Origin of the sequence: Acinetobacter sp. 102, from assembly GCF_037028485.1 — a bacterium.
Lineage (GTDB): Bacteria > Pseudomonadota > Gammaproteobacteria > Pseudomonadales > Moraxellaceae > Acinetobacter > Acinetobacter higginsii.
Window position 1 is genome coordinate 91,801 of record NZ_JAZEZK010000010.1, and the last position, 19,299, is coordinate 111,099.

A 19,299-nucleotide genomic window follows, 5' to 3' on the forward strand; every position below is an offset into this window, starting at 1 on the left:
GTCGCTTTAATTGTTTTTACAGCCCTAAAGCTTTCTTGACAGGCGCATAACTACGGCGGTGTTGATCAATGACACCATGAGCCGCAATCGCTTCAAAATGTGCTTTAGTTGGATAACCTTTGTGTTTAGCAAACCCATAGTCAGGATATTGCTGATCTAACTCATGCATCTGACGGTCACGGGTCACTTTCGCTAGAATACTGGCCGCACTAATTTCTGCATGGCTAGCATCCCCCCCCACAATCGCCTCACACGGAATGGTAATTCCTTTTGGAATCTGGTTACCATCTACAATTACTTTTGCAGGAGAAGCCGCTAATCCCTCTACTGCACGACGCATTGCAAGAAAAGTGGCTTGCAAAATATTCAATTCATCAATTTCAGCATGGCTTGCTTCAGCAATTGACCAAGCTAAAGCTTTTTCTTGAATCTCCAAGAACAGCTTTTCCCGTTTTTTTTCGGTTAACTTTTTAGAATCATTTAAACCCTCAATCGGATTATTCGGATCTAAAATGACTGCGGCAGCAACAACAGAACCCACTAATGGTCCTCGCCCAGCCTCATCTACACCAGCAACTCTCATATAAAATCTCTAAAGGCCGATGACTCAGCCTTATCTTATTAACCCGCTTTCTTGAAAGTTTCAGCCACACATGCATTTACAGTTTGAGAAACCACTTGAGTCACAATCGTCGCGCGTGCTGTTGGATCAATAGCTGCGGTAGCCAATTCTACTGCTGTTACGCTATTTGGTGCTTTTTCACTAACACAGCCACAAACTTCAGTTTGAATATTTTCACGTTGTTCTGCGGTCATTACACGTGTCGCTGTTTTCCACGCTGGCAGCGTATTAATTTCATTAATACATTTCGCATTTACAGCAACTTTCAATGCAGCCATGCCTAACTGTTGTGAAGTTGTACCCACTGAGTTATTTCCATCTGGAGTAACACAGCCTGTTAAAGCTAAAACAGCAGGAGCTACAATAAGTACCAACTTTTTCATGATTTCTATTCCGTATCTAAATTTTGGCAGGCGTATTGTGCCTAAATGACACGTTTTATGATATGACCCTGTGCTATCTTTACATAATATAACAATGATAAATGATTTATAAGTACTACAACGTTCCACTCATAAAACGCTCCGTTACATTTACACTGTATGAGTAGGAAAAAGCGCTATTTAAAATCAAAGAACTCATATCACAGCTAGGATGTTGCGATGCCAACCTCAGCACAATATTACACACGCACTGCGCAAGTTTTACATTGGCTCATGGCTGCTATTTTTATCATTGCGTGGCTTATCGGTTTTTATAGTGGTAATTTTCTTAGCTACGATGCCGATGGGAGTTTCAAAGGAACCGTCATTACCCTACATAAAAATATAGCAACCACCATTATCTTCTTAGTCGTTATCCGTATTTTTTGGCGCTATACCCACCCTGTACCTGAACTACCAAACACCATGTCGCCGCTGATGAAAATGTTGGCGCATGTTGGACATTTATTCCTTTATTTAATGTTATTAGCGTTGCCAATTACTGGCTGTTTATTTAGTTGGAGTGCTGGCCACCCTGCTCCAGTTTTATATTTATTCGAAATTCCACGTTTAGTACAAGACAATCCAGAATTACTAGCAATTGTTAAACCTCTACATATTTATCTTTCATGGTTCGCTGGCCTACTCGTTGCCGGACATGCTTTGGCTGCCATCAAACATCATCTGATTGATAAAGATAATGTCTTGCTCAGTATGCTACGCCAGCCCAAATAATTCTTCAGATATAAAAAAACCGCTTTACGCGGTTTTTTTAATTTAGATCTTTTTCACTTCTGCAATCCACTTTTGCTTTTCTTCATCCGAAATGAATGAAGCTTCAAAAGAGTTGATTGCCAGTTGCTTTAATTCATCATTGCTTAAATCCAAAGCTTGCTGAATCGCCACAAAGTTATCATTCATATAACCACCGAAATATGAAGGATCATCTGAGTTCACAGTAACATGTACGCCCTGCTGCAATAAACGGCGGATGTTGTGCTCACCCATGTCTTTTACAACACAAAGCTTTAAGTTACTTAAAGGACAAACTGTTAAAGGCATTTTCTCAGCGATTAAACGCGCCATTAAGCGCTCATCTTCTTCAGAACGCACACCATGATCAATACGGTTTACTTTTAACAAGTCTAAAGCTTCCCAAATATATTCTGGTGGGCCTTCTTCACCCGCATGTGCCACGATCAAGAAACCAGCTTCACGGGCTTTAGCAAATACACGCTCAAATTTTGCTGGAGGATGTCCAACTTCGCTTGAGTCTAAACCGATCGCAATAATGTCATCTTTGAATGGCAATGCTTGCTCAAGCGTTTCAAATGCTTTTTCTTCACTTAAATGACGCAAGAAACACATGATCAACTGAGAACTAATTCCTAGCTTTGCTTGTGCATCTGTACAGGCACGTTTTAAGCCAGCCAACACAGTTGCAAATTCAACCCCACGTTCAGTATGCGTTTGTGGGTCGAAGAACATTTCGGTATGTACCACACGATCTTCAGCACATTTCTCGAAATATGCCCAAGCAAGATCATAAAAATCTTGTTCAAGCACCAGCACATTTGCGCCCGCATAATAAATATCTAAGAAAGATTGAAGATTATGGAAGTTATACGCTTGCTTCACTTCTTCAACCGACTGATAGGGAATCTGAATCTGATTACGCTGTGCAATTGCAAACATCAGTTCTGGTTCAAAAGTCCCTTCAATATGCACATGCAATTCGGCTTTGGGTAAAGCACGAATCAGCTCGATTTGATTCATATTAACTCCACGTCTAAAGAAAAAAGGGTGTTATCGAAATAACGCCCTTTTAGGCTCTCTTCACAGAAAGAGCTGTTATTCAAACAGCTCACAAAGAGAATGATAAAATAATAATAACGATTTGCTTAGCCGCCAAATGCAACAAATTTAAACACCCACAGTGCCGCAATAATCCAAACCATATAAGGAACTGTCTTTGCTTTTCCTGTCAGTAGTTTCACCAATGCATAGCTGATAAAGCCCATCGCGATACCATCTGCAATTGAATAGGTAAATGGCATAAATACGATGGTTAAAAAGGCAGGAACAGCTTCAGTAATATCATCCCAATCGATATGTGTGATCCCTTGGATCATCAACACACCAATAAATAACAATGCGGGTGCTGTTGCAAAACCTGGAACTGATTGAGCCAATGGTGCCAAGAACAAGCAACCAATGAATAGGAATGCAACAACGACTGCGGTTAAACCCGTACGTCCACCTGCCGCAACACCTGAAGCTGATTCAATATAAGGTGTAGTTGACGATGTACCTAAAGCAGCACCCGCTACGATTGCAGTTGAATCTGCAAATAATGCCTTCTTCAAACGTGGTAATTTACCATCTTGAAGCAGGCCTGCGCGATGTGACACACCAACTAAGGTACCTGTACTGTCAAATAAATCGACAATAAAGAAGACGAAAATCACCCCAACCATACTGGCGGTAAATAGACCTTCGAAGTCCATTTGCATAAAGGTAGGTGCTAGAGAAGGAACTTGACCGACAACACCCTTGAACTCATTCAAGCCCATTGCAGTTGCAATCGCAGTCACAACCAGAATACTAAGAATGATCGCACCACGTACTTTAAACTGATGCAAAACTACTATCATTAAAAAACCAAATAAGGCCAATAAGACTGTTGGCTGTTTGATATCGCCTAGACCAACCAAGGTCGCTGGATTATCAACAATAATGCCTGCATTTTTCAGTGCAATTAAAGCAAGGAATAAACCAATACCACCACCAATTGCAAATTTCAGAGACATTGGAATTGCATTGACAATTGCTTCACGAATTTTAAAGAAGCTAATTGCAAGGAAAACCAACCCTGACACAAAAACTGCAGCTAAAGCAGTTTGCCAAGGCACGCCCATGCCTAAACAAACAGAATAGGTAAAATAAGCATTTAAGCCCATTCCAGGTGCAAGTGCGATTGGATAGTTCGCAATAATCCCCATGACCAAACACCCAATTGCCGCAGCCAAACAGGTTGCAACAAACACAGCACCATGATCCATGCCAGTTTCAGAAAGAATGAGTGGGTTTACAATGATGATGTAACACATCGTCAAGAATGTAGTTACACCTGCTAGAACTTCCGTTCTAAAGTTGGTTTTGTTTTCGCTCAGCTTAAATAAGCGTTCTAACAAACCAGCCGAAGCATTAGGCGTTGTCATAACATAGCACCTGTTGAAATCTAAGATCGTAGAATATGAAATCTATACGTTTGTGTTTGCAATCTTTTTTGAATGTACACAAAAAGGTATACAAGGCTAAAAGCAATCTATATGCCAGCTTTGCGCTTGTTACACAGAAGATATGTATAAATTCGATTCCGATATCAAAACGTAAAAAGCCGCATATCAACATGCAGCTTTTTATTTAATGGTAAATATTTTAACAGATTCTACTCAAAACTTGAGTATCACAATACAAAAAAAGCGTATTTCACGATCAAACTCAGATGATTGAATCAGCAATGCTCTTTATTGGCACATAAAACTACTGATTACGCTGATAAGAGGATAAATGCGTATGTTGATTATGCTGTATCGTATTCAAGCTGTTTTCGGCATCTTGAACAATTTTCATTAGCTCTTGGCGTTTCTTGGTTTGGGCATCAACATAGGTGACATAACCCAAAATAAATACAGAAAAAGCCAAAGCGATTGCAATCTTAATCTTCATTATTATTATCTCTATTATAAAGTTTTCTTTAATGCTAACAAAAAAGACTGAAAAGGAGAACAAAAACGCATATTAAAATCACAAATGATAACCACATCACAATTATACAGTTATTCTAATAAGTTTTTTGCTTAATTTTCACTCAATCAAATATTAGAATATTCCAGTTTTTTTAGCAATGACATTTTATATAATTCAATAAGATAGATATAAACTATATCTTTATAACAGAAAAAACTGTTCATTTTCAGCAGCTAAAAACAAGAAAGCACTTTTGTCTAGACAAAAGTGCTTAAAGTCACATTAACGTGTTTAGATTAGAACTGGTAGTTCAAACGCACCAAGAAGTTGCGTGGTGTACCTGGCATTGACTCTGAACGCCAATATTCTTTATTGGTCACATTATTGACAGCGAATGTAATGTTCCAAGGATCTGCACTATAGCCAATCGCAGCATCTAGTCGAGTAAACCCAGCAAAGTCAGTTGGTTCTCTATCTAGGTTTCCGTTTGGATAAATTTTGGCATCACCGACATAAGTTGCCCCCACTTCACCATAAATCTTATCTGTTGGTAGATAACGAACAAAGAGATTACCAGTATGGTGAGGCGTATTATTTAACTCTTTTCCAACATTTTGTGGCTTGGGATCTTTAGAAACCTCCGTGTCCATATAGCTATAACCACCACGTACAAACAGATTATCTAAAGCACGTCCAATAAAGCTAAATTCAATCCCCTTGGACTGGTGCTGCGCACCAACAGCCCACTTTTCTGGCTCATCTGGGTTTGGCTGGTAACGGATATTGTTCTTACGGATGTCAAATACAGAAAGCTGGGTATTTAAACGATCATTCAGCCAATCACTTTTTATACCAACTTCGTATTGTTCATTGTATTGTGGTTTAGCATCAAATGTATCTACATCTGTATTTGCTGAAACAACACTTACTCCCACTCGCCCACCAAATGGCGCGAAGCTTTTACTATAAGAGGCATAAAAGCTCTGACTTTCTACAGGTTGCCAAATAAAACCTATATTTGGGCTAAAGCTCTCACCATCAATACGACGATGATAGTCCAGAGACTCACGTGATTTTAAACGGTTGGTGGTTTCAGATTGATAATAGTCATAACGACCACCCAACATGACTTTAAAATAATCATTAAAACTAATGAGGTCTTGGATGAATACACCATAACCTTCACCTTGGTTATAGTTATGTGTATTTAATATTAAGTTACCCGAACCTCTAGAACTGCTGCGCTCACCAGTTAACGGATTTACATAGCCATAGATAGCACCACCATCTTTCTTATTGGCTAAAAGCGGCTCACGTTGTTCATAAGTCCAGTCTGCACCAACCAATAAATTATGTTTAATACTGCCTGTATCAAACTCACCACGGATATCAAAAGTATTGCTAGTGGTTTTATTATCGGTTTTCTGCCAATAATAAATTTGTGAGATATCACCGACATGGCCTTTACATGTTCCAGCATTAGTTACCGTTGTACTTTCTGTCGCACATAATCCACCCGCATAAAAGTGATCAAAGTTTTGCTCTGCTTGACGATAACTTAGTGCCCAATGAAAATTCCAATTTGGTGCAAACTCGTAATTCAGGTCAGAACGCGCAACTTGTAAAACATCATTTACATAGTCTCCATCTTGGGCAAAACCTGTTTTAATCGAGGTTCCCTTCGGAAGTGCTGTATAAGATGGTCCACGATCCGGCACACGATGTAATTTATCGTAGGTATATTGCATGGTCCAAGTTAAACCCTCATCATTTTTATAAGTAAAACTTGGTGAAAGCATTTCGATTTTATTTTCAATGCCTGAACGGAAACTATCTGACTCTCCATATTCTCCAGTTAAACGTACAGCAACGTTATCTGTGAGCACTTGATTGAAATCTACTGTTGTTCCATAGTTATCATATGAACCACCGTAGATACCCACCGAGCTTTTTGAATCAAAATTGGCGAATTTACTCACCATATTGATTACGCCACCACCCGAACTACGACCATATAGAACCGACGCAGGGCCTTTTAAGATTTCAATACGTTCGATATTTGCTGTGCTACGGCGAACCTGACCGCTTTCACGAATACCATCACGATAAATATCGCCTGTATCTGCATTAAATCCTCTTAAGTTAATCCCGTCACCGCGCATGTCATAACTGGTTGATACACCTGGTGTCCCCTGTAGCATGATACTCAGATCATTGGCGCCATAAATTTTATATTTTTGCACATCAATGGTATCGATGGTCTGTGGAATATCTTTTTTCTTAAGACCATTTCGGGTCACACTTGCCTGATCATAATCGATATAACTTTTGATCGGATCAAGCTCGCTCATTGCTTCGATCTTAATGGTTGGCATCACTGCTGTTGGTGTTGGAGCCTCATTGGCAAAAGCATACTGTGCTTGCAACAGCATCATGGTTAACAAGCTAAATTTGAAAATAGGCTTGTGATGCATATTTAAGGGTAAAGAACGCATAAAATTTCTCAAAAAACTCAGACAAAAATTAAAAAAATATTAAAAACAAAAAAACGCTACAATTTTAATAAAAATCATTCTCATTTTCATCATTTTTTGCATTAATTTTTAACTAAACAGGCCATTTATTATTCATTTAAAATTTATGCTTCATTTTCACCTTCAAAGACAATTCTGAAAATAATTTTTAAATCTTTGAGTTCTTAGGAATAAATTCCATTTTTCTACACAATTTTACATTAGGCTACACAGAAAATAATTTGATCATTTTTGGGGTTTGATAATGAAAATTTCTACGTGTTATGGAAAACTGAGTGTACTCAGCTCAGCTTTACTCAGTATAAGTGCATCAATTTATGCTACCGAACCCCAAAGTGAGACTCCCGCTTCCACGGTATCTGAATCAAGTACTCAGGTTCTACCTACCCTTTCATTCAAAGCTTCAGCAGAACCTCAAAAAGCCAAAGATGATGATATTAGTGCTGTACCTAAAACCATCATTACTCAAGAAGAAATGCTGCAATATGGCGACCAGTCGGTTATGGATGCTTTGCGTCGTGCTGCTGGTTTCCAGATACCAAGTTTTGGCCAAGGACCACGCGGCGGTGGTGGCGCTTCGGGCATGCGTTTTCGTGGTGGCGGCGCACCCACATTTTTGGTCAATGGCGAGCCCGTGCAAGGTGGCCCACGTGGTGGTATGTCGGTTATTGATACCATTACACCTGAAATGATTGAACGTATTGAAGTGGTCAAACAACCCAGCGTTGCCCAAGCCTCTGTTGCATCCTCAGCGGTAATCAATATCATTTTAAAAGAACCTCTAGATACCCGCTTAAATGGCTCAGTGAAGCTCGGCTATGGCTTACGCGATAGCGGTGAACAACAATCTGAACGCAAGCAAATCAACATTCAAGCAGACGGTCGTGAAAACCAGTGGTCTTATAGTGTCTCTGCCAATCAAATGTGGATGGACAACACCTCGATCACCAAAACTGAAACAGCAACTGGAACACGAGAACAACTCCGTACCGTAAACCGTACCATGCAGATGTTTTCGCCCCGTTTGCAATACGATCTCGATGATCAACAAAAGTTGATTGCAGAATTGTTCTATCGCAATATTAAAATGGATGGCTATTCATCCAATCAGACTCAAGATGACAAGAACGATAGTATTCGCTTAAACACGCGTTATGAACGTAAAGACAAAGATCTGAGTGATAAAATCCGCTTGTCTGTTGAACGTCAGACAGAAACACAGCTCACCCGCTCGCCACAAAACACAATTTATACCGATGAAACAGTAAATGAGTACGGTCTTGCCTATGATGGGGTCCGTAAATTAGATAAAGACCGTCAGATTAAATTTGGTTTTGATACTCGCAGTAATGAACTCGATAGTAATGTCAGCAAAAGTCTGGATGAGCAACGTTATGCTGTTTATGGTGAAGGTAGCTGGCGTTTTACAGACCGCCAAACGGTGACTTTAGGTGCGCGTCAGGAATGGCTGAATCGTTCAGGCTTGGTTGATTATCAAGATCAACATTTAAGTCCAGTTTTGGCTTATCGTTTTGACCTCACTGAGCAATGGTCAATTCAAACTAACTTGAGCCAAGCATTTAAAAGCCCAAATACCGATCGACTGGTTCCGAACGTGACTGTCTCTACAGACAGTGATGCAGGTAGCTTGAATAATCCTGATCGTGGTGGCAATCCAAACCTAAAACCAGAAAAAATCCGTGCAGCTGAATCCACCCTTGCCTATGATTCTGCGAGTGGTGGTGTGAGTGTTACGGCCTATCATCGTGAAATTAAAGATTACATCGAGAAAGTCATCGCACTTGAAGGCACACGTTATGTGGAGCGCCCACAAAACCAAGATCAAGCGACCACTTATGGCGTTGAGTTGTCTGGACGCTATGCACTCAAACAAACCGAAGCTGGACATGCGTTTATGCTCAATGGGCAAGTGTCAACAGTTCGTGCCAAAATCGAAGATGGGCAACACCGTGAACGCTTAGCCAGTGATGTTGCACCTTATAATACTAGTGCGGGCTTATCCTATAGCTATAAACCATGGCAACTCTCAACCAGCGTGAACGTCAGTTACACGCCTGAATTTACCCGCGCCTTAGATGGTCAACCCTATGATCGCACCACCAATGAACGTTTTAGTTTAGATTTGAGCGCAACCAAACGCTTTAGTCATGGCTGGGCAGCGAGTCTTAATCTCAATAACGTCTTGAGTACCCATTATAAGGAACGCCTCACCAATCAAACAGATGGCAGCTTATATCAGGCGAGAACCAATGAAAGCATTCCATCATTACAGTTCAGCCTTGAGAAAAAATTCTAATTTTCTTGCGCTTTAAAATGATTGAAGTACCGAAAGTCAGCTTAGCTCAAGCTGACTTTTTTAATTTCAAAACAAATATTAAAACTAAATGATGACAATCACTTAGGTTTAGGATGCTATGATCTGCACCAAATTCTGATTAACCACTTAAAAACAAGATGAAAACCGAATTAAAAGCGAAGATCGTTCATATCTGCGATGAAAAAATGGCCAAGAAAGGCAACAATGTCGGACTTTCATTTTATGCTTTCTTTGCCAATAAAAATGATGATCCTGAACTTCTCATGGAGGCTGCTAAATGGTGGATTATGGAGCATCGACTGGATCATTTTGAAAAAGCCAGCAAGATTAAAGCACTGGTTCTAGCTGAATCCGATTAATACACATCGCGTTGATAACGCTGTTGTTGTTTAAGCTGCTCCAGCAAATCAAGACCTAAAATCTCTTTTAAGGCATGATCAACGCCACCCGCCATACCCTTAAGGCTACCACAGACATAAATTGCTGCGCCCTGTGCAACCCAAGTCTGTAATCGAGTGGATTGTGCTTTTAAACAATCTTGTACATAGATTTTTTCGGCTTGATCACGGGAAAATGCATAGTCAACTTGATCAAGAAAACCATGCTGTTGCCAATAATGAATTTCCGTCTGATAAAGATGATCAAATTGCTGCTGTCTTTCACCAAAAATCAGCCAGTTTTGTTTATAACCCCAATGCTCTCTCTGACGTAGATGTGCCAGCAAACCCGCAATCCCCGTACCATTACCAATCAAGATCAAAGGTCGTGCATCATGCGGCAAATGAAAACTTGGATTATGACGAATATGAGCTTGTAAGATTTGGTCTTGCTGCAAGCCTTGTGTCAACCAGCCCGAACCCAAGCCTAAACCTGTTGCCGTACGTTGCTGTCTGACCACCAATTCAATAAAGCCGTTTTCAGCCAAGCTGGCAATCGAATACTCACGCTTAGGTAAGCGCTCAAATTGTGTTAACCATTGCTGAAAAGACTGCTCTGCTTTGCTCGGTAATTTTCTTAAATTCAGCGTGCTTAATTGAGCGATCAACTTAGCATTGATGGGCTGTTGCTGTGATTGCAAAAATGCCTCAACATCATCCAAATTGTTTTCGCATTGAATCTCTAAAATATCACCTGATGACCAAACCAAGTCCTCATCACCAATCAATTGAACTTTATAAATGGGTTCACCGATACTACCTTTATTTAAGCACTGCCGATGCGCAAACTTTAATTGCAGCCTCTGTTCAGAATGGGTTAAATCACTGAACTGCATTGAAGTTAGCTGCTCTAACCCATTCAACCATTGTTCTAAATCACGGCTATTCATTTGATCTACTAAAACCGTATTAAATAAAGCCTGCGCCTGTTGTTGAACTAACCATTGTTCCAGTCGCTGCCCAAACTGACAGAAGTGAGCATAGCGCCGATCTCCCAATGCCAAGATTGCAAAAGATAGATGGGATAAATCTAGGCCTTGAGTAAAAGCTTTATTGATAAAGGATTGTGCACTATCCGGCGCATCCCCTTCACCATAAGTACTGACCACCCATAGAATCCGTTGTTGCTCGCTTAAATCATGGAGACTTAGATCTTGAATATTTCTGACCGCAATCTGATCATCAACTAAACGTAATTGCTCAGCGGTGTGTCTCGCCCAGATTTCGGCATGTCCAGACTGACTGGCATAGACCACCAAATAAGCAGGATGCGATTGCAGCAGTGATTTTGAATTTCTTTGCTGCCAATATAGCCACACAATCACAAAAAGATGCAGACTCAATAATATTGCCAATATAGCAATAACGATCAGCACAGCCTGAGTCATGATGTCCCCTTAAATGGCAAACCAAATGAGTAAAATAATTGCCGCTAAACTGCCTGCTGTGAGCAGCAAATGCGTAATTAAACGGGTTTTAATGGTTAAAAATAAAATATAGCCCGCCAAGGACAATAAAATGATGATGATCGCACTAATATCAATGAGCCAATGCCATGTTGCACCGACATTTTTACCGCGATGTAAATCATTGAGCAATGAAACAGTGCTTGCTGGTTTTTGGGTAATTTCAACTTGACCTTCATCCATCAACACCCAGAGATCTGTTGAACCCGCAGGACTCTCTAAACGAATCATCACCTCCCCATCCATCACTTCACTGCTTTTATAACGCCCAATCAGCGGCTGCTTGTCTCGAACAAAATCCAGAATCGCCGGAGTTGGATTCTCTTGTTTTTGGATGGCACTGACAAAAGCAGCAGGTAAAGTGAGTTTTACAATTTGTTCATCGTTGGGTGATTTAAACCAATCGGGATTATTCAGTAATAGTCCTGTGGCAGCAAAAAAAATCAGTACGATGAAAGCAAATGCAGAGAGCCAGCCATGCACATAGCGTGCATGGCGGTAAAAATCACGGCGTTGATACAAGAGATAAGCCTCGTAAATAAGTAGGGCTTTTAATTAAGCACCACGTTGGAAGTTTAGTTTCAGCGTACCAATTTCTGCCTGTGCAGGAAGTGTTTTTGTTACCGCTTTCGGCCCGACTTCTAATTCAAAACTTTGGTATGAATGATCACCATGCTCACGAGAGGTCTCAATATGGATTAAATATTTACCTGCATCGACAGCTTTACCAGCTTCATCTTTACCATCCCAAGCTAAACGGTACTGTCCTGGTTGGCGTGATGGCTTAGCCACCGCATCCAAGTTTGGCATTTGACGACCATAGCGACGCCACCACACATAATTTGAATTGATCCATTTCTCATCTTTACCCCAAACCGCAAGGGTACGCACTAATTTTTTATCGCTATCCGTCACCCATACTGAAACATAAGGCGCGCGATAATTATCAACAGCGAGCTTAGGAATATTCACTTCAACTTGTGCCTGATAACCTTTAGGCCAAGCGGTTGCTGCACCATTAGCTGCCACATGTCGCATGATCGCAGGTTGATTGGCATCTAAAAGTGTAGACCAACCTGAGCTTTGATAACGACTGCCATCAGTCGCCACCAATTGCGCTTCAAAACCAACCAATTGTTCAATCAGCTGCATGCCTTCCTGAGGCGACATTGCGGTTAAAGCCGTTGCCAAAGCATCCGCATCTGCAGCGCATTGTCCTACGACGACACATTGCTCTACGGTTTGAATTGGCATACCTGTTTGCGGATTAAGCAAATGCGATTGGCCTGCCAACGAACGATAACCTTGCCCACTAAAAGCAACAGCTTGGTCTTTAATATTTAAAACTTGTGTTGGTGCTGTATTATCAAAGCGTTCATTTGGATTCTGAATACCAATTTTCCAGCCCGCTTGTTGTGGTGATTGACCCCACACACGCATATCGCCACCAATATCGATCAAAATCCCCTGTAAATGTGGCACAGCTTGTTTTGCCGCAATCAAGGCACGATCAATGACATAGCCTTTGGCATAGGCATCAGGTGCAATTTTAATGGCTGAATCGAGTTTAATCTGTCTGGTTTTCGGGTTTAACTCAATACTTTGAGTTTTTAATTGGCTTAATAAAGCTTCTTGCGTTTGATCATCCAGATTGTGTACCTGATGACTTTGTTCCCATAACTGAATCAATTGGCCTAAACGTGCATCAAAACCACCACAGCTCGCACTGCGCCATTGTTCACAAGCAGCAATTACCTCATAAAGTTCAGAGGAAGCTTCGATCTGTTGTTCACGATTGAGCTGACTGATTTCACTATCATCACGCCATACCGATAAAATCTGGTCCAATCGTGCCACTTCGTTCTGAATTGCCTGTAATGCCTTTTCTGCATCTTTTTGATGTGCAGTGGTCACAACCACATCCAAAGACGTTCCTAAAATATGATCTTGATGAAAGCTATAACTTGGTGTTTGAATGGGTGCTTGTAAGGTCTGAGCATCTTTTACAGTAGTTTCATTGGCCTGAACTATCGTGACTGGAGACATAAATACAGCAATGGCTGCCATCAACGGAGATAAACGAAATATGAGTAGAACGGGGCGAAAAATTTGTTGCGTTGATGACATCGTTAAGCTTCCATTTTCTAAGATTTAACTCGGCCGACCTACTGACTTTATGCACAGTCAATCGCTCGGCTTCTCACATGAATTACAGCCAAAAGAACATGGAAATGAAATGATTTTATTCTGAATAAAATCAAAAACATTTGATTCATTTGCGACACGCATTTGGGAGATAAAAAACTTCTTAATCTTTGTCTGCCCAATGGCATAAAAACGATTAAAATTTTATCGAAATAATATTGCAACTGATACTCGTTATCAAGTAAATTGTAGCAAATCTTTTGCATTTTTGTTTATTTCTCTTTTAAGGAATTCTTCATGCGTCATCTACTCACTGTTGCTCTATTTTCTGCGCTACCAACTCTGAGCTTTGCTCATACAGCAAGCCCTTTTTTATTGCCAGAAGTGTTCGACAGTAAGGCCGATAGCGTTAGCTTCCAAAGTGGAATTACCGTTGAAAAATTCTTTGTAGCAAGTCGCAACTTTAAAACTGATTATCAGGTGACAACGCCCGAAGGAAAAACCGAAACCATTAAAGCAGCAGCAGAATTAAAAAAATTCAATATTGCAGAAGTCAATTTAACCACGGATGGCACCTATCGTCTTCGTACTGAAAATGCGACAGGCAACCCAACCAAATATGCATTGATTGATGGTCGTTGGTTACGTGTTCGCCCTCAACGCCCTGCCAATGCAAACCCGATGCAGCCACAAGGTAATAATGCAGAGCAAAAAGCAGCTCAAGCACCAGCCAATCAACCGCCACGTTTTATTGCTGAAGACCAAATTCCTGCCAACGCAAAAACAGCACAAACTAGCAATACCTATATTGCTGAAAGTTTTATCACTAAAGGCAAACCAAGTGCTGTGCCTGCTGTGAGCAACAAAGGTTTCGAGTTTAAGTTCCTCACTCATCCAAATGAGTTGTTTGCAGGTGAATCTTTTAAAGCACAAGTGCTCATGGATGGTAAGCCTGTTCCAAATCTAGAAGTTGATGTGTTTAAAGGTGCTAGCAGCTATCAACCCAATGCAAAACGTGAACAACCACATGTTAAAACCAACACCAAAGGCGAGGTTGAAGTGAAGTTTAGTGAAGCTGGTATTTACCTGATTACCACCGCTTATCCTGAAACGAATGCTGACAACACCAAACCACCCATCGCGCAATCTTATACCTACAGTGTAACGGTTGAAGTGACTGAATAAGCCTTTTGACTAAGGTGCTTATCAACGTATAAGTACCTTTATCCTCTGATTTAGTTGCAATCTATTTCTATCTCAAAAAGAACAGCGTATATTGTTTTAAAACACATCTTTAGCCTGTTTTATGACTTCAAAAAAAACCAGTGATGCGGGCATCTTTTTATGGATGGTTTATCAAACCATGCAAAAGATGAATTTAGATGCCGCTGCCATCTTTGCGCGTGTTCATTTACCCGATCAGCCACCTGATAAGTTTGTCCGTCGTGACAACGCCACACAGCAACGCTTTTGGCAAGCCGCAGAACAAATTAGTCATGATCCCGATATTGGTTTACATGTTGGGCACAATGTTCCACCCTTTCGTGGACAAGTGATTGAATATCTTTTTCTCAGTAGTGCAACATTTGGGGAAGGCCTCAAACGAACCATTCGATATCAGGCCTTACTCACTGATGCCATGTCATTTAACTTAGAAATGATAAATGAACATAGAGTGATGATTTCAGGGCTCAATCATCCTGTTCGACACTATTTGGAATGTGCGATTGGTATTTTGCTTAATTTCTTTAAATATATTAGTGACGGAACTTTTACGCCGACTGAAATTGGCCTGCCATATCTAGACGGAGCGGATCAAGAGGAATACCAGAAAATCTGGGGATGTTCTGTCAAACTCGGGCAAGATAATGGCTATATTTGCTTTGATTCAGCACAATTAACGACGCCCTCTGCTGCTCATGAACCAGAACTGTTAAAAGTACATGAACATCATGCCGCCTCACAGCTTGAGCTATTAAACAAACACCAGCTTATAAACGAAATCGAAAAAATCTTGGCCAGTGGTTTATTAGAGTCTGGTGAATTTGATCAGAACATCATTGCCGAACATTTAGGACGTAGCGCTCGTAGCTTAAGAGCAGATTTACAACTATTAAATACCCGCTATGAAAAAGTCATTGCCCATTATCGTGAACGTCTTGCTCGTCGCTTACTTTCTCAAACCGAAGAAAGCATCGACCAGATTGTTTATCTGACTGGTTTTTCTGAACCCTCAGCATTTTCCAGAGCATTTAAACGCTGGACTGGTGAGACCCCAAGCGCATATCGACAGCGTAAACAGACGTAAATTGATTGGATAGGCAGCTTAAAACTGTCAGATCAGTCAAAACTTTTAGCCCTTCTCTTTTTAAAATCCGATCTATGTTAGACGAGGTAATCCAAGCATGATCGGTTTTCCAGTAGGTGTTTTTGTTGCAAATGGTATGGAGTGGTATTTCCACAAAGTCTGGTTACACGAATTTCCAAGCAAAAATAGAAACAGTCCGTTCTTTACCCATATTGCACATCACAAACGTGCTCGCTTAAATGGCTTTCATGATGAAGGCTATGCAGAGTCGATGTTTAAAAACTCTGAAATGTACAATGAAAAATCAGCGCTCATCGGCTTAGCTGCCGCATCCACCATTTTTCTACCGGTTGCGCCGTTCTTTACCGCAGGTCTGTACTACGGCATTTGGAATTATTGGAAGGTACATGCCAAATCACATCTCGATCCAGAGTTCGCTAAAAAACGAATTCCTTGGCACTATGATCATCACATGACCAGCAATCAAAATGCCAATTGGTGTGTGACTAAGCCATGGTTTGATTACATTATGGGAACGCGGGTAATGACCGATGAATCGGTAACAGAAACCAATCCATTGGCGATCAACATGCCGAAATGGCTAGAAAAAAGAGTGAATCGCGTAGCACGCCGTCTCTTACCAAAAGCCTATGCTCAAATTGATGCCAATACACAATTTGATCAACAGAATTTACGCCAAGGGATTGAGGTCGCGTTATAAATACGTTGAAGTAGAAGATTAATTCAAACCGAGTTATGCATGACTCGGTTTTTTGTGGCAAAGCTAATGCGAGCTGGTTTTAGACAGTAAATTAAGAATCAACACACCACTCATAATCAAGACTATCCCAATTATTCCCCAAATATCCAATTTTTGGTCAAATACAAACCAAGCCACAGTCGTAATCAAAACAATCCCAACGCCAGACCAAATCGCATAAGCAACGCCTACAGGAATCGTTTTTAAGGTTAGAGACAAGCAGTAAAATGCAATCACATAACCCACTACAACCACGATGGAAGCAACTGGTTTGGTAAAACCTTCACTACTTTTTAAGGCAGAGGTTGCGATCACTTCTGCAGTAATCGCAATGAATAAAATTATCCAATTGTTCATTTACTCATCCCCTTCAATTAAACAGAATTTGCTTAGCAGAAAAAAACACCCTTTGTAGAAGGGTGTTTTTAACATTTACGACAATAGACGAAGCAGGCAATTAAGCCGATTTCTTCGCCATATTGTTTTTACGGATCGTAATCATCAGTAACTGTACCGCAGCTGGTGTAACACCAGGAATACGACTTGCTTGCGCTAAGGTTTCAGGGCGAACCGTGTTTAACTTTAATGTGATCTCACGTGACAAACCCGAAATACCCTCATATTCAAAATCAGCAGGAATTCGGGTTTCTTCAAGACGTTTTAATTGTGCAACATCTTCATGCTGGCGATTAATATAGCCTTCGTATTTCACCGCGATTTCAATCTGCTCACCCACATGCTCAGACACTTCTGAACCTGTTAATTCAGCAATTTGGCTAAAATTGATATTTGGACGTTTCAGTAAATCGATCGCACTACATTCTTTACTGAGATCTGCACCTGTCATTTCAACGAACTTTTTACCCATTGGGTTATTTGGTGCAGCCCACAAATGTTGTAAACGAGAAGTTTCACGCTCAACCGCTTCCATTTTTTCGCTATATGCAGCCCAACGCTCATCATCAACTAGGCCAAGTTCACGACCAATTGACGTTAAACGCTGATCGGCATTGTCTTCACGTAACATCAAACGGTATTCCGCACGTGAAGTAAACATACGATACGGTTCTTTAGTACCCAAAGTGATTAGATCGTCGACCAAAACACCCATATAAGCTTGATCACGTTTTGGTGTCCACTCTTCTTGTTCCCACGCACGGCGTGCAGCATTCAAACCTGCAAGCAAGCCCTGTGCCCCCGCCTCTTCATAACCCGTGGTACCGTTGATTTGACCAGCAAAGTACAAGTTTTGAATAGCCTTGGTTTCAAGTGTGAATTTCAACGCTTGTGGATTGAAATAATCATATTCAATCGCATAGCCTGGACGCAAGATATGCGCATTTTCCATACCACGAATTGAACGAACCAAATTGAACTGCACGTCAAATGGCAATGAAGTCGAAATGCCGTTTGGATAAAGCTCATGGGTATCTAAGCCTTCTGGCTCCAAGAACACTTGATGTGAATCTTTATCGGCAAAACGATGGATCTTATCTTCAATTGATGGGCAATACCGTGGGCCAACACCTTCGATCACACCGGTATACATTGGTGAACGATCTAAACCGCCACGAATAATTTCATGGGTTTTTTCACTGGTATGCGTGATATAGCAATTCACTTGTTCAGGGTGCATAGATGCATCACCCATAAACGACATCACTGGCGATGGGAAATCACCCGGTTGTGGTGTCATGACAGAAAAATCAACTGTGCGTGCATCAATACGAGGCGGAGTACCTGTCTTTAAACGCCCAACGGGTAATTTAAGTTCACGTAACCGATGCGCTAAAGCAATTGATGGTGGATCACCTGCACGACCACCACTTGAATTTTGTAAGCCGACATGAATCACCCCACCCAAGAAAGTTCCTGTCGTCAATACTACCGTCTTGGTATCAAAACGGATACCCATTTGGGTCACAACACCTTTAACAGTATCGCCTTCAACAATTAAGTCGTCTGCAGCTTGCTGGAAAATATCCAAGTTCGCTTGATTTTCTAAAGTATCGCGAATCGCTGCTTTATAACGTACACGGTCCGCTTGCGCACGTGTTGCACGCACAGCTGCACCTTTACGAGAATTTAGAATACGGAATTGAATACCACCTTTATCCGCTGCGAGTGCCATTGCACCACCGAGTGCATCGATCTCGCGGACAAGATGTGATTTACCAATACCACCAATCGCTGGGTTACAGCTCATCTGCCCCAAAGTTTCAATGTTATGCGTTAACAATAATGTTTGTCTTCCCATACGTGCCGCAGCAAGTGCTGCTTCCGTACCAGCGTGACCGCCGCCAATTACGATAACGTCGTAAACTTTAGGATAGTGCATAGTGGTAAATGTGTATTCAAAAAATGACAGAGCATTATACAGGAGTTTTGCATTAAATTGCCAAAAACAGTCAAGATTGTTGAGGCTTGCAAGCCCCTGTTCTGACTACAGAACATACAAAAAGAAACCTTATGTTGCATTTTCCTCTTAGACTGCACACAGCGATTCATCACTAT

17 protein-coding genes are annotated in these 19,299 nt (G+C 41.0%); 6 read left to right on the top strand and 11 right to left on the bottom strand.

Features of this window, described 5'->3' with window-relative positions:
- Positions 1 to 16 precede the first annotated feature (16 nt).
- Positions 17 to 583: a ribonuclease HII gene (gene rnhB, locus WA352_RS11725; protein ID WP_033133664.1), complete on the bottom strand. Its 567-nt coding sequence runs from the start codon at positions 581 to 583 to the stop codon at positions 17 to 19.
- Positions 584 to 621: 38 nt separating this feature from the next.
- Positions 622 to 1,005: a hypothetical protein gene (locus WA352_RS11730; RefSeq protein ID WP_004805966.1), complete on the bottom strand. Its 384-nt coding sequence runs from the start codon at positions 1,003 to 1,005 to the stop codon at positions 622 to 624.
- Positions 1,006 to 1,224: 219 nt separating this feature from the next.
- On the opposite strand from WA352_RS11730, the gene WA352_RS11735 reads away from it, so the two are divergent.
- Positions 1,225 to 1,779 (top strand): cytochrome b, encoded by a 555-nt coding sequence (locus WA352_RS11735; protein ID WP_005204736.1) that lies wholly within the window; start codon positions 1,225 to 1,227, stop codon positions 1,777 to 1,779.
- 42 nt (positions 1,780 to 1,821) lie between these two features.
- Here the strand turns inward: WA352_RS11735 and WA352_RS11740 are convergent, their stop codons facing one another.
- From WA352_RS11740 to WA352_RS11755, 4 genes are all read right to left on the bottom strand, one after another.
- The gene (locus tag WA352_RS11740; RefSeq protein WP_005204754.1) at positions 1,822 to 2,820 is read right to left on the bottom strand and encodes an adenosine deaminase; all 999 of its coding nucleotides are present in this window, start codon (positions 2,818 to 2,820) and stop codon (positions 1,822 to 1,824) included.
- Positions 2,821 to 2,945: 125 nt separating this feature from the next.
- Positions 2,946 to 4,265 (bottom strand): NCS2 family permease, encoded by a 1,320-nt coding sequence (locus tag WA352_RS11745; RefSeq protein WP_004805960.1) that lies wholly within the window; start codon positions 4,263 to 4,265, stop codon positions 2,946 to 2,948.
- Positions 4,266 to 4,590: 325 nt separating this feature from the next.
- Complete coding sequence (locus tag WA352_RS11750; protein ID WP_004805957.1) at positions 4,591 to 4,776, bottom strand: hypothetical protein; 186 nt, start codon at positions 4,774 to 4,776, stop codon at positions 4,591 to 4,593.
- 317 nt (positions 4,777 to 5,093) lie between these two features.
- On the bottom strand, positions 5,094 to 7,292 hold the full coding sequence (locus tag WA352_RS11755; protein WP_033133663.1) for a TonB-dependent receptor: 2,199 nt from the start codon (positions 7,290 to 7,292) through the stop codon (positions 5,094 to 5,096).
- Positions 7,293 to 7,575: 283 nt separating this feature from the next.
- Between WA352_RS11755 and WA352_RS11760 the strand changes: the two genes are divergently transcribed.
- Both WA352_RS11760 and WA352_RS11765 read left to right on the top strand, forming a co-directional pair.
- On the top strand, positions 7,576 to 9,648 hold the full coding sequence (locus WA352_RS11760) for a TonB-dependent receptor plug domain-containing protein (RefSeq protein ID WP_033133662.1): 2,073 nt from the start codon (positions 7,576 to 7,578) through the stop codon (positions 9,646 to 9,648).
- Between the two features lie 158 nt (positions 9,649 to 9,806).
- Entirely contained in the window at positions 9,807 to 10,028 is a 222-nt protein-coding gene (locus WA352_RS11765) for a DUF6500 family protein (RefSeq protein WP_033133661.1), read from the top strand.
- Here the strand turns inward: WA352_RS11765 and WA352_RS11770 are convergent.
- From WA352_RS11770 to WA352_RS11780, 3 genes are read right to left on the bottom strand one after another with little or no spacing between them, the layout of a single operon-like run.
- Positions 10,025 to 11,494 (bottom strand): sulfite reductase subunit alpha, encoded by a 1,470-nt coding sequence (locus WA352_RS11770; RefSeq protein ID WP_033133660.1) that lies wholly within the window; start codon positions 11,492 to 11,494, stop codon positions 10,025 to 10,027. The two genes, WA352_RS11765 and WA352_RS11770, sit on opposite strands and share 4 nt — an antisense overlap.
- 9 nt (positions 11,495 to 11,503) lie before the next feature.
- Entirely contained in the window at positions 11,504 to 12,094 is a 591-nt protein-coding gene (locus WA352_RS11775; protein WP_033133659.1) for a PepSY-associated TM helix domain-containing protein, read from the bottom strand.
- A gap of 33 nt (positions 12,095 to 12,127) precedes the next feature.
- Positions 12,128 to 13,699 carry a DUF2271 domain-containing protein gene (locus WA352_RS11780; protein ID WP_033133658.1) on the bottom strand — a complete coding sequence of 524 codons (1,572 nt, stop codon included), beginning with the start codon at positions 13,697 to 13,699 and terminating at the stop codon, positions 12,128 to 12,130.
- 315 nt (positions 13,700 to 14,014) lie between these two features.
- Between WA352_RS11780 and WA352_RS11785 the strand changes: the two genes are divergently transcribed.
- From WA352_RS11785 to WA352_RS11795, 3 genes are all read left to right on the top strand, one after another.
- Complete coding sequence (locus tag WA352_RS11785; protein ID WP_033133657.1) at positions 14,015 to 14,902, top strand: DUF4198 domain-containing protein; 888 nt, start codon at positions 14,015 to 14,017, stop codon at positions 14,900 to 14,902.
- Positions 14,903 to 15,023: 121 nt separating this feature from the next.
- Complete coding sequence (locus WA352_RS11790; protein WP_336142694.1) at positions 15,024 to 16,025, top strand: AraC family transcriptional regulator; 1,002 nt, start codon at positions 15,024 to 15,026, stop codon at positions 16,023 to 16,025.
- Between the two features lie 97 nt (positions 16,026 to 16,122).
- The gene (locus WA352_RS11795) at positions 16,123 to 16,746 is read left to right on the top strand and encodes a sterol desaturase family protein (RefSeq protein WP_033133655.1); all 624 of its coding nucleotides are present in this window, start codon (positions 16,123 to 16,125) and stop codon (positions 16,744 to 16,746) included.
- A gap of 63 nt (positions 16,747 to 16,809) precedes the next feature.
- On the opposite strand, the gene WA352_RS11800 is transcribed toward WA352_RS11795, so the two are convergent.
- Together WA352_RS11800 and mnmG are read right to left on the bottom strand one after the other, a co-directional pair.
- Positions 16,810 to 17,142, bottom strand: coding sequence for a DMT family transporter (locus tag WA352_RS11800; protein ID WP_005204777.1), 333 nt, complete (start codon positions 17,140 to 17,142; stop codon positions 16,810 to 16,812).
- A gap of 100 nt (positions 17,143 to 17,242) precedes the next feature.
- Complete coding sequence (gene mnmG, locus WA352_RS11805; RefSeq protein ID WP_033133654.1) at positions 17,243 to 19,123, bottom strand: tRNA uridine-5-carboxymethylaminomethyl(34) synthesis enzyme MnmG; 1,881 nt, start codon at positions 19,121 to 19,123, stop codon at positions 17,243 to 17,245.
- Positions 19,124 to 19,299: the final 176 nt, after the last annotated feature.